The 12425-nt window shown below is 50.4% G+C and carries 9 protein-coding genes; 1 reads left to right on the top strand and 8 read right to left on the bottom strand.

From position 1 onward, the window contains the following. Positions 1–184: 184 nt before the first annotated feature. The 8 genes from OLM33_07350 to OLM33_07315 form a co-directional block, all read right to left on the bottom strand. Positions 185–1837: an NFACT family protein gene (locus tag OLM33_07350; protein MCW1713478.1), complete on the bottom strand. Its 1653-nt coding sequence runs from the start codon at positions 1835–1837 to the stop codon at positions 185–187. Between the two features lie 180 nt (positions 1838–2017). Next, positions 2018–3034: an RluA family pseudouridine synthase gene (locus OLM33_07345; GenBank protein MCW1713477.1), complete on the bottom strand. Its 1017-nt coding sequence runs from the start codon at positions 3032–3034 to the stop codon at positions 2018–2020. Next, a complete protein-coding gene (gene ileS / locus OLM33_07340; GenBank protein MCW1713476.1) occupies positions 3018–5798 on the bottom strand; it encodes an isoleucine--tRNA ligase in 2781 nt (926 codons plus the stop codon). Before ileS ends, OLM33_07345 begins: the two co-directional genes overlap by 17 nt. Before the next feature lie 401 nt (positions 5799–6199). Further along, entirely contained in the window at positions 6200–6706 is a 507-nt protein-coding gene (locus tag OLM33_07335) for a transcription repressor NadR (GenBank protein ID MCW1713475.1), read from the bottom strand. A 4-nt stretch (positions 6707–6710) separates the two neighbouring features. Next, positions 6711–7550 (bottom strand): carboxylating nicotinate-nucleotide diphosphorylase, encoded by an 840-nt coding sequence (gene nadC / locus OLM33_07330; GenBank protein ID MCW1713474.1) that lies wholly within the window; start codon positions 7548–7550, stop codon positions 6711–6713. Continuing rightward, entirely contained in the window at positions 7534–8817 is a 1284-nt protein-coding gene (locus tag OLM33_07325) for an L-aspartate oxidase (protein MCW1713473.1), read from the bottom strand. Before OLM33_07325 ends, nadC begins: the two co-directional genes overlap by 17 nt. Continuing rightward, complete coding sequence (gene nadA / locus OLM33_07320; GenBank protein ID MCW1713472.1) at positions 8814–9737, bottom strand: quinolinate synthase NadA; 924 nt, start codon at positions 9735–9737, stop codon at positions 8814–8816. Before nadA ends, OLM33_07325 begins: the two co-directional genes overlap by 4 nt. Positions 9738–9899: 162 nt before the next feature. After that, positions 9900–11570, bottom strand: a complete 1671-nt coding sequence (locus OLM33_07315; GenBank protein ID MCW1713471.1) for a formate--tetrahydrofolate ligase — start codon at positions 11568–11570, stop codon at positions 9900–9902. 120 nt (positions 11571–11690) lie between these two features. Here OLM33_07315 and OLM33_07310 point away from each other — a divergent pair, with 120 nt between their 5' ends. After that, the gene (locus OLM33_07310; protein MCW1713470.1) at positions 11691–12047 is read left to right on the top strand and encodes a diacylglycerol kinase; all 357 of its coding nucleotides are present in this window, start codon (positions 11691–11693) and stop codon (positions 12045–12047) included. The last annotated feature ends 378 nt before the right edge of the window (positions 12048–12425 follow it).

The following is a 12425-nucleotide window of genomic DNA, read 5'->3' as shown; positions in this document are numbered from 1 at the left end:
GAGGTGATGGAGTATCGCATGTTGTTAAGTCATCGCCGCAATCATTCAGGTTTTACGATAGTCATCAATATCGTAATTGGGATTTAGAGCAAGTGATAACGACGCAACGCGCAGCGGAGCCTTCCGAAGGCGTATAGGGCATACGTCGAAGGAAGGCTCCGCAAGCTTTGCTAAGTTAGCGCTGCTATAAATCCCAATTACCGGCAGCTATGCTCTTAAAATTCCTATACGTCACATTGGCCTCTCCACCCTTGATCGGGCTTACGAATTTTCTGAGGGTATAATCTACTCTTTGGCCGGGGCTATTGCCGTTCCTGCTGTATTTGGCGGCAATGGAGGCACAGAATTTAATGGCCTCGTCTTTTTCTTCTTCTGCAGGAGTTGATGTGAATCTTAATATGACATGGGCTCCCGGTACTCCCTGGGCGTGGAACCAAATGTCGTCAGAGACGGCCAGCTTGAATGTTACGTATCTGTTTCCCCTGGAAGAAAGTCCGGCAAAGACCAGTGCGTATCCGAGATCAAATCTCTTGTGCGGAGGAAGTGGAACGGCAGCTTTTTTCCTGCCGTTCTTGGGACCTTTAGTTATTTTTATCCCAAGCTCCCCTTCGACAAGGGCAAGGGATTCCGGATCATCCATGGACATGGCTATGGCAAACTGTTCCCTAAGGTCATCAAGCTCCTCTTTTACCTTAGCCAATATCTTTACTGCCCGCTCCCGGGCAGAGATTATTTTTTTATACTTCGCATAATAGCATGCGGCGTTTTTTGCGGCGGAGAGCCTTGGATCGAGGGGAACTGTCTCCCGGATCTCATTGCCCTCACTGTCCCAATAGGTAACACAGGCCTCCTCGGCTCCTGAAGTTATCTGCCATGAATTCGCAACAAGGGCATCACCATATTTTTTATACTTTTCAGCATCCTCTTCGTGAAGAAGCTTTTCAATGTCTTCTGTCTGCCTTTCTCGTCTCACTGTTTCGCGTTGGATCTGATCGGTCACGGCTTTTCGCCTTCTGTTAATGGAAACATCGGCGATCGGACTCAGAACGGCCAGATGTCCTGTATCAGTGACTGTAGTATCAGGCAGAGGCGATGCCCCTTCCAATAACTCAGGCAGTGCAGTGAGATAAATTTTTATCATCTGCGGAGCGTAGGGAGATGTGTCGGTTTCATTTTTGTAAAAACCATTCAGGCATCGGGCTGTCCTTTCGGCTTCCATCCCTGAGAGCCTTTCCAGAAGCTTTTTCCCAAAACCGGCGACAGATCTTAACGTTTCAGAAGACGGATGTTGCAGCCAGTCCTCCAGCGTAATGCCATTAAACTCCGGCGGCATTGAGTAAGGATGTCCGGGCAGGACAGAGCGGAACCTGTTATCTGCCGGATGTATATGCTTTGCAGTTTCAAGAACTGTGTTGTTTTCATCAGTAAAGATCAGGTTGCTGTAACGTTCCATCATCTCGAGTGTCAGATGCCTTGTATTGGAAAATCCTGCGCCGATCGTCTTTGTAAATGTAAGTCTGATGATCCTGTCTCTGTTCAGTTGGCAGACATCAGTAAGCTCAGCTCCGGAAATGTTGCTTTTAAGTGCGTTTACTATCGGCGGAGCCTGCTTGGCGCTTGCAATTAGGTCCTTTTTTTCTTTATCTGAGATAACTGCTATTCCGCAGTTCTGCGCGCCCCATGAAAGCAACAGCACCGCGTTTCCCGAAACAGAGACAGCCACCCAGCTGTCCCCGCCCTCAAGTTTCCGGACTCTTTTCCCGATATGTTTTTTCAGATCCCTGCTCCAGATCCAGACAAGTTCAGGCCCGAAAGAGATGGGTAGGACCCCCTTCACACTTACAAATTTATCAGGGTATTAATATAGCATAATCAAGGCTGCAGGGGTGAAACTGGGACGAGGATAGGCAAGCATGGGCAAGCCGTAGGCGAGCGATTGGCAATTACGACCGCTGAGCAACCGCTTAGCGAATGCTCAGCCATCCCTCGCTTAGCAATGTTTTAAAAACATCCCAATTTACCTGCCTAGGATGTCTGCCAGCACTGCAGACAGTTCGGCCGCCAGCGGCGCGCGGAAGGCCATCTTCTGTTTAGTTCGGGGATGTTCAAAGCTGAGCTTCCATGAATGTAGAAAGACCCTATCCTCTTCAAAGGGCGACGGTCTTGATGGGGCGTAAGTCCAGTCGCCTGCGAGGGGGCATTTTATCGCTGCCAGGTGGACCCTTATCTGGTGGGTACGGCCTGTGTGAAGGCGGCATTTTATGAGGGTGTATCCCTTTCTGCTCCAGATGGTCTCATAGTCCGTCCATGCATCCCTGCCGTCTTCGGTTACGGCCATTTTCAGTTTGTTGTACGGATCCCGGCCTATGGGATAGCGGATCTCGCCTTTTGGCGAGGGAGGCGTTCCCCAGCATAGTGCAAGGTATTCCTTTTCAACACTTCTGGCCTTGAAGTCCCTGAAGAGACCTTCCTGTGCTAGGCCGTTCCTTGCTATCACCATAAGGCCGGAAGTAGTCGCATCAAGCCTGTGGACTATGCCCGGCCGCTTTACTCCGTTGAGGCAGCCAATGTCGGGGTATCTGTAGAGGAGGCCGTGGACGAGAGTTCCGGTCCAGTGACCGGGGGCGGGGTGGACGACCAGGCCCGCTGGCTTGTTTATCACTATTATGTCGGCGTCTGAATAAACCTCTTCAAAGGGGACATCCTCGGGTTCGAGATCCAGGGTCTCTTCGGGAGGGACCGAGACCGATATCGCGTCTCCGGCCTCGACTTTTATTGAGGGTTTGATCCGCCTTTCGGGCAGGAGCGATGCCCTTCCCTCCTTTATGAGCTTCTGCGAAAAACCCCTGCTGAGCCCAAGCTGCCTTGAGATGACAAAATCCAGTCTGTGGCCTGACATCTCCTCTGATACGCTGAATGTTTCAGTTACAGCGTTACTCTCCTGAGGACCTTCACCATCATAGAAAAAGAGGGAAGAGGCTTCCCTCTCCCCCGCTTTTATATTTATTTCTTCTCTTTTAGTCTCCGATGACATCTTTGCAGCGGCTGCAGAGGCCTTTTTCTGCAACTTCAGGCCTTCTCTTCCAGCAGCGCGGGCACTTTTCATCTTTTGACTTGTCAACGCCAATTATGAGCCCTGTCGTTTCGTCCTCGTAAATTACTTCCGCGCCATTCACCTCGTCAACGACTTCGCAGGAGGAAACGATGAGCACCATCTCCCATGTTTCGTCGCTGACCTTGCCCGCGAGACCTTTGTAGTAATCGCTGAGCTTGATCTGCACATGAGCGTCGAGCGGGTGACCGATGACCCCCTTGCTTCTTGCTGCTTCGAGTCCGCGGAGCACTCCCTGTCTGGCATTCATGATGCTGTCCCATAAAGCCTCAACAGAGGTATCGAGTCCTTCTCCGAGCGGTTCCGGCCAGTCAGTTAGGAATACGCTCTTGGGCAGGGACGGATCCATCTCGCGCATTTTCTGCCATATCTCTTCCGCCGTGTAGGAGAGTACCGGGGACATCATCTGCGTGATGGTCCTCAGGACCTTCCACATTACGGTGCGGATCGAGCGGCGGCTGTCGTCATGCTCGCCGTCTGCGTAGAGTTTGTCCTTGCTCACGTCGATGTAGAATGAACTGAGCTCGTTGTCGCAGAACTGGTGTATGAGCGTCATCGGCTGATGGAACTCATACTCGTCAAATCCGTTGGTGCACCTTGAACGGAGCTTCTCAAGCTTGATCAGTATGTACTGGTCTATCTGCGAGAGCTTATCATTGGGCATGCTGTCCTTTTCGGGGTCGAATCCCTTGAGGTTTGCCAGGAGGAAGCGTGCTGTGTTCCTAATGCGCCTGTATGACTCTATAAGGTTCTCGAATATCTCCTGCGATATGCGCACGTCACCGCGGTAATCGGAAGAGGCTACCCAGAGGCGTAGTATGTCAGCGCCGTTCTTGTCTATTATGTTCTCCGGGGTCATCGCATTTCCGAGGGACTTGGACATCTTGCGCCCGTCTCCCGCCATGATGAATCCATGAGTAAGCACTATCTTGTATGGAGCCGTCCCGCGAGTCGCAACGCTGTTCAGCAGGGAGGTCTGGAACCAGCCGCGGTGCTGGTCGCTTCCCTCAAGGTACATGTCAGCGGGCCAGCGGAGGTCTTCCCAGTTGTCCAGGACTGCCGAGTGACTTGAACCGGAATCGAACCAGACGTCCATGATGTCCTCGTCCTTGCGGAGGTGGCTGCTGCCGCATTTCGGGCACACTGCCAGGTCTCCTATAAGCTCTTCGGGGCTGAGGCTCCACCAGCAGTTGCTGCCCAGTTCCCTTACCTTGTCGGCCACCCTGCGGACGCGGTCTCCGGTCAGGATTACCTCTCCGCAGTCTTTGCAGTAGAAGGCCGGTATCGGGACTCCCCATGTCCTCTGGCGGCTGATGCACCAGTCTGAGCGGTCCCTGACCATGTTTGTTATGCGTTCCTTGCCCCAGTCGGGGATCCATCTTACTTCATCTATGGATTTGAGGGCCTCCTCCCTGAAGTCAGAGACTGCAACGAACCACTGCTCCGTCGCCCGGAATATTACGGGCTTTTTGCAGCGCCAGCAGTGCGGGTAGGAATGTGAAAGCTTCTCTTTGCCAAGGAGTTTCCCTGACTCGGTAAGCATTTCAAATATCATTTTCTCTGCATCGGGGAGAGACATGCCGGCAAAAAGAGGTGTATCGGGGTAATAGTGGCCCGTGTCATCGACCGGGTTGTAGACCTCTATGCCGTAGCGGACGCCGGTCTCATAGTCATCGTTTCCATGTCCCGGGGCAGTATGTACACAGCCTGTTCCAGTTTCGAGGTCAACGTATTCAGCAAGTACCACGACAACTTCCTTGTCGTAGAAGGGGTGTATGGCCTTTGATAGTTCAAGTTCGGCGCCCTTGCATGAGATCATCGGCTCTTTAAGATCAAGTCCGGTAGCCTTTATGACCTTGTCCTTCAGTCCCTGGGCGATCAGGTAGACCTTGTCACCGACTTCGTAGAAACCGTAATCGAAACGGGGATGTACAGAAACTGCCATAGAAGCGGGAAGGGTCCAGGGGGTGGTCGTCCAGATGATTATGTCGACGTCCCTGCCCTCAAGCTGCGGGAAGACCTTTGCCGCATCTTTGTATGTGTATGCTACGAATATAGATGGTGACACTTCGTCCGAATATTCGATCTCTGCCGCAGCCAGGGCCGTTTCGCAATCTATGCACCAGTGGATCGCCTTGCGGCCCTTGTAGACGAGGCCTTTGTCGACCATGTCAGCGAAGCCTTCAAGCTGGGTCGCCTCGTAGGCCGGGACCAGGGTCATGTATGGATGGTCCCAGTCGCCGATGACTCCCAGGCGCTTGAACTGCTCCGTCTGTACTCCGGCATACTTTTTGGCATATTCGGTGCATCTTTCGCGGAGCTCTACCGGGCTGATGTTATCACGGTCTATCCCCATTTCCTTAAGGACCTTGAGTTCGATAGGAAGACCGTGTGTATCGTATCCGGGGACATAAGGGGCAAAGTATCCGCGCAGCCACTTGTACTTTACTATGAAGTCCTTAAGGATCTTGTTGGTGGCCGTTCCGATGTGTATGCTGGCATTTGCATATGGAGGCCCGTCATGCAGAATGAATGAGGGTTTGTCCTTGTTCTTTTTTTTCAGTTCCTCGTAAAGGTCAATGTCATACCAAAATTTCAGATATTCCGGTTCCCTCTGAGAGAGGTTTGCCCGCATGGGGAAATCTGTCTGCGGGAGAAATAATGTATCTTTATAGTCGTTTGCCATTGATGTTACCTCCTATAAGCTCGGTCCGCCATGTCGTCCGGCATAGGCAGAATTATCGCCATATTGTACAACCTGTACATTATAAATGTGATGCAAGTATGAGACAAGGGGAGGAATAGCGGCATGAGGATGCCGCGGGGAATTGCGGCGCGAATCATGCCGAGGAGAATTTGCAGCCTCTAGGCTGCGGAGAATTTGCTCGCTTCGTCTCGCGGTGAATTTGCGGCTAAAGGCCGCGGAGATTCCATATTGATGATTTAGGGGCCAATTCACCGCTGAATGATCCATTCAGTAAATTCACCAGCGATGATCCTCGCGAATTCACCGCGAGTGCATTCCTTGCAAATTCTCCGGCGGAGGACCTCGCCTTCAGTGTTGCTAAGTCAGCGCCGCGAGATTCCTCAATTGCAGAGGTATCCTTTTCTGCACAGCTCACTTTCTATGATGTCCAGGTCCTCTTCGGTCTCAGCTTCTACCAGGTGGGAGTGGCGGTTCTGGGTCAGATTTTTCAGAGGGCGGCTTCTGCCTGCTGAGATGCTTTCCATCAGTTTTTCGGCGTCTTTTCTCGACTTGACGTTTAAGTCCGCGGCAAAGCTGCCGTACGCCTGATGCTCTACCCTGACGTCCACTATACGTCCGCCCAGGTCAACTATCGTGAAAAGTTCGTCGAGTATGCTCTCATCATCGTGGACTACATAAAAAAACCTTTGGGGCCTTACAGGACTCTGAAGCATGTAGCCGGAACTTGTGGAAAGGATATCGTGCTTTTGAGCCCTGAGCAGTGCAATATCCTGAACAATGACCTGCCGGCTCACGCCGTGCATTTCGGCAAGGCGGACCCCGGAGAGCGGCATCCTGTTCTCCTTAAGCTGCTCAAGTATCCTTTCCCTTCTCTTTTCTCCGTTCATCCGGTCAGTCTGTCCTTTCCAGGTTTTTTAACGACATGTCAAGTATAGAAGAATTGTAGGTAAGAACTCCACAGGAGATGTAGTCAACCCCTGCTTCTTTTATCGCGGCTATCTTTTCGGCCGTGACGTTTCCGGAACACTCGGTGAGTGCCCTGCCGTTTATCATTTTTACTGCTTTTTTCATATCCGCTACACTCATGTTGTCCAGCATAATTATATCCGCTTTTGCCTCAAGCGCATCCCTGACCATTCCGAGATCTTCGGTTTCAACCTCTATCTTATGGACAAAGGGGGCATACTTCCTTGCGAGGGCGATGGCCTGCCTGACTCCTCCGGCTGCCGCAATGTGGTTGTCCTTCAGCATTATTCCGTCAGAGAGGTTGAACCTGTGATTATTCCCTCCTCCCACCCTTACCGCATATTTTTCGAATATCCTGTTGTTTGGAGTTGTTTTTCTGGTGTCAAGCAGCCTGATCCCGCTGCCCTCAAGCATATCAGCTATCTTTCTCGTATGGGTGGCTATCCCGCTCATCCTCTGAATAAAGTTCAGGGCAGTCCTTTCGCAGGAAAGTATCGTCCGTATGTCACCCTCGACCTCAGCTGCGATATCACCGTTTTTCACTGTATCTCCGTCTTTGAAATGAAGGCTGATCTTTATTCCGTCATCCAGAAGCTTGAATACGCGCTCAAAGACATGGAGGCCCGCTATCACGCCATCCTGCTTACAGATCAGCTTTACCCTGCCTTTTGTGTACTCTTTTATTACGGCGTTTGTAGTGATGTCCTCATGCGATATGTCTTCGCGAAGTGCCGACAGTATGAGGCAGTCAATGTTGTTCTGCATCCTTCTCTCCCCTTCTGATCTCGCTGATTACCATATTTTTATCTTTGAGGATCTGCTCTTCGCAGGATATTTGAGGCGGTTCGGGAAAATTGGGATGCTCCCTTATCTGCCAGTTATTATTTATGTCCTGCGCAGCCCTTTTGCTGAATACCAGACTCTCCAGCAGTGAGTTGCTCGCAAGGCGGTTTTTGCCGTGAACTCCGTTGCAGGCTGTCTCTCCCGCTGCGTAGAGGGAGTCCATAGATGTCCTCCCGTTCAGGTCCGTCTCTATGCCGCCCATAAAGTAGTGCTGCGCCGGGACAATGGGTATGGGCTCGCTGGTTATGTCATAGCCGTGTTTTAGGCAGTACTCATAGATCGTGGGGAACCTATTGGCTATGTCGGCCCTTACATGCCCCTTCAAACAGAGGCGCACGTAGGGCATTTTGTCCTTTTCCATCTGTTCGTATATTTTTTTCGTTACCACGTCGCGTGGCTGAAGCTCATCGGTAAATCTGTTGCCCTCTCTGTCTATGAGAACAGCGCCTTCTCCCCTGACTGCCTCCGAGATAAGAAATGCCCTCCCCTGCTCCTCTGTGTAGAGTGATGTGGGATGTACCTGTATATAATTTATGTCTTTGATCTTTATCCCGTGTTTTATCGCAATGGCAAGCGCATCTCCGGTAAGATGAGAAAAATTTGTGGACCGTTCAAAGAGTCCCCCTATTCCTCCGGTTGCAAAGACCGTCACATGAGAGCAGAAATTTTCATAATTTCCATCGGGTCCCCTGACTATCACTCCGCAGCAGCGGTTTCCATCGGTCAATATGTCTGTGACAGTTGTCTTTTCCATTATTGTCACATTTTCCATTTCAAGGACTTTTTTAAGCAGTCTGCCGTTTATCTCACTGCCGGTCCTGTCTTTGCAGTGGAGTATCCTGGGCCTGGAATGGGCAGCCTCCCTTGTATATGAAAAGCTGTCCCCATCGCGGTCAAATTTGACCCCCAGACGGATCAGGTCCCCTATCACTTCTTTGGATTGCCTTATCATGACCGCAACAGCTTCCCTGTTGTTTTCATAGTGTCCGGCCCGGAGCGTGTCCTCCATGAAACTTTCGAAATCATCATCATCGGCCTGAACGCATATGCCGCCCTGCGCCAGGAATGAGTCTGTCTCATCAAGGGTTGATTTGGTCAGTATGGCGATATTTTTGTCCCTATTAAGGTTGAGCGCAGTGAAAAGCCCCGAAACTCCCGTTCCGACGATGACAACATCAAATTTTTTCATTTTGTCTGTCCGCCTTTTGCATATCTGAGCATATTTTTTAGAGGACGAAGGGCTTTAACCGCAAGAGCCTCATCGACATGGATCTCATGACACGGCTCCTCAAGAGCTCTGAGGACTTTTTCAGGAGTGTTCTTCTTCATATCACCGCATAATGTGCACTTTGAGGGGGTATACAGCTTTATTCCCGGTCTCCTCTTTTGAAGTTCATAGAATATCCCGCTCTCTGTACAGACAATAATTTCTTCAGATGGGTTTTTTCCAATGTAATCAATGATGCCGGAAGTGCTTCCGACGTAATCTGAAAGGACTGCCGCCTCCTCCCTGCATTCCGGGTGGGCGACGACCTTGGCATGAGGATGGAGCCTTTTGAGGTCCATAATATCTTCTGCTTTGATCCCGTCGTGCACGTAACAAAAACCATCATTGAAAATAAAGTTTTTCTCGGACACCTGTTTTGATATATATCTTCCAAGATTCTTGTCGGGTATGAAGAGGATGTTTTTCTCAGGTATTGACCTGATGACCTTCAGTGCATTAGAAGAAGTGACGCATACGTCAGAACAGGCTTTTATTTCTGCGGTCGAGTTTATGTAACAGACTACGGAAAGATCTCCATACCTGCCTCGTATTCTTTTGATCTCCTCCGTCGAGGCCATGTGCGCCATCGGACAATCTGCGGTCAGATCAGGCATCAGGACAGTTTTTCCCGGGTTCAGTATCTTTACGCTTTCCGCCATGAACGAAACACCGCAGAAAAGTATCACTTTTTGCCTAAGCTGTGAAGCTACAGTGCTCAGATAGTAAGAATCACCGACATGGTCGGCAATATCCTGCACTTCGTCCGGCACATAATAATGCGCAAGTATCGCAACGTCCTTCTCTTTTTTGAGTTCCTTGATCCTTTGTCTAACTTTTGTCATTTTTTCCCCTCAACTTGATAAGATCACCGGCACGAAAGATAACACCTGACAAGACAGGTGTCAAGACTTTTGGATTTGTTGATGAAACGGCATTCAGAGATGACAAAAGACAGCGCATCTATTGCGATGCGCTGTCTTTTGTCAGAAAAATCTATGCTTGATTTAGAAGAGGCCTGTTATGCGGCCCTGGTTGTCTACGTCGATCTTTTCGGCTGCCGGGGTTTTGGGAAGTCCGGGCATTGTCATCATCGCTCCGCAGATGGCTACTATGAATCCCGCCCCGGCAGAGAGGCGGACCTCACGTACAGTTATCTTGAAGTTCGTCGGTCTGCCTTTTACCGCTGCGTCATCTGAGAGTGACATCTGGGTCTTCGCCATACAGACGGGGAGGTTGCCGTATCCCATATCCTCAAGTTCCTTGAGAGTCTTTGATGCCTTGTCCTCATATACCGCGTCATCCGCCCCGTAGACCTTCGTTGCTATGGTACGGATCTTCTCTTTAAGCGGCATATCAAGTCCGTAGAGAGGGCGATATTCGTTTTTCTCATTGTCGATCATGTGAAGCACTTGGCCAGCGAGGTCAAGGGCACCATCTCCGCCCTTTGCCCATACTTCGGCAAGGGAGATCCTTGCTCCAAGGTTAAGAGCAGCTTCTTGGACAAGCCTGAGTTCCTCGTCTGTGTCATCTACAAAACGGTTGAGCGCTACGACTACCGGAACCCCGAACTGCTTCATATTTTTGATATGAGCTTCCAGGTTCGGGATGCCTTTTTTAAGGGCCTCGATGTTCTCCGACTTAAGCTGATCCTTCGCCGCTCCGCCGTGAAGCTTGAGCGCGCGGACAGTTGTGACTATCACTACTGCATGGGGGTTGAAGCCCGCATAGCGGGAGACGATGTCCATGAACTTCTCAGCTCCGAGGTCTGAGGCAAATCCGGCTTCCGTTACGACGTAATCGGAAAGTTTTAGGGCCATCCTCGTTGCTGTGACAGTATTTGTCCCGTGGGCGATGTTAGCGAAGGGGCCGCCGTGTACGAAAGCCGGGACGCCTTCGATCGTCTGAACAAGGTTGGGGTTGATGGCATCTCGGAGAAGCGCCGTCATAGCCCCCTCTGCCTTTATGTCATGCGCCGTTACGGGCTTGCTGTCATACGTGTATGCTACGACTATTTTGCCGAGGCGTGCCTTAAGGTCCTCAAGGCTGTCCGCGAGGCAGAAGATAGCCATGACTTCCGATGCCACAGTAATGTCAAAACCCGTTTCACGCGGAACGCCGTGTGCAGTCCCGCCAAGCCCTATAACTATGTTGCGGAGGGCACGGTCATTCATGTCCATGGCCCTGCGCCACACTATCCTGCGCGGGTCTATGTTGAGCTGGTTGCCCTGCTGAAGGTGATTGTCGATCATAGCGGAGAGGAGGTTATGTGCTGTTCCTATCGCATGTATGTCACCGGTGAAGTGTAGATTGATCGATTCCATCGGAAGGACCTGTGAGTAACCGCCGCCGGCTGCTCCGCCCTTTACTCCGAAGCATGGGCCGAGCGAAGGCTCTCTGAGGCATGTCATGGCTTTTTTGCCGTGCTTCACGAGCCCCTGGGTGAGGCCAATCGTAACGGTGGTCTTACCCTCTCCTGCCGCGGTGGGCGTAGTTGCCGTTACAAGGATAAGCTTCCCGTCTTTTTTATCCTTTAGTGTATTGAAGAAATCCAGGGAGATCTTTGCCTTGTCGCTTCCGTACGGGATCACATATTCATCTGGGATACCCGCTTTTTCGGCTATTTCATGGATCGGTCTGAGTTTCGCCTGCTGTGCTATTTCGATATCTGAGAACATAATATCCTCCTCCTGATATATAATTACTCCTGAGCCTAAAGTAAATATATATACCATAAGTTGCTCAAAATGTTAATGTTTAATACTGATTTTTATTTTCGTGATGTATGGTGATAAAGCATGAAACAATGGAAGAACGGAAATCTGATAAGCAAGACCGGGTACTCTCTTAACGGCATATGGTCGGCATTCAAGTCTGAGAAAGCCGTCAGACGCGAGTTCGGCGCTCTGGCGTTTCTGGTGGTTCTGGCACTTTGGAAGGGCAAAGATGTCAAAACTGTTCTGGCCGTATTTCTGGCAGGCCTCTTTCCGATAGTGATCGAACTTATCAATACATCCTGCGAGACGATGATCGATATGCTCCTGGGCCCCATCTACAGGGAGGATGTCAGGCACGCGAAGGATATGCTGTCAGGCGCAGTTCTGATCAGTTTGTTTTGCGGTTACACCGCTGCATTAATTTTAATATTTGGGTGAGTTTCCCAAATATTAAAATTGTGAAGTGCGGCAAGGGTAAGCCGCGTGAAACTGCGACAAAATCTGTCGCGTGAAGCGATGGTGAAGCAATCGTAAGGGCGGTCAAACGATAGTCAAACGTTGTCAAACAATAGTCAAACGGTCGTGAGAACCTAAAGAACCAAGTCCATTTTGTCGTCCCCGAATGCCTCAGTCGGGGATACAAGTGACTCTAGGTCCTTGCTATAACTAGCTTTTTAAGTTCCAAACAGAAGCCGCTCGTATCATAAAATATATTTACCAAAGAGATAACATAAGAATAAAAGTAAGCGTCTTTTCATAATACTGGTCATTTGGGTAGAATTACCCTAATGATATAGAGGTGCCGGGAAGACCGAA

This window comes from Synergistaceae bacterium DZ-S4, assembly GCA_025943965.1.
GTDB classification, from domain to species: domain Bacteria; phylum Synergistota; class Synergistia; order Synergistales; family Synergistaceae; genus Caenicola; species Caenicola nitritireducens.
This window is presented reverse-complemented; position numbering and strand designations above follow the sequence as displayed.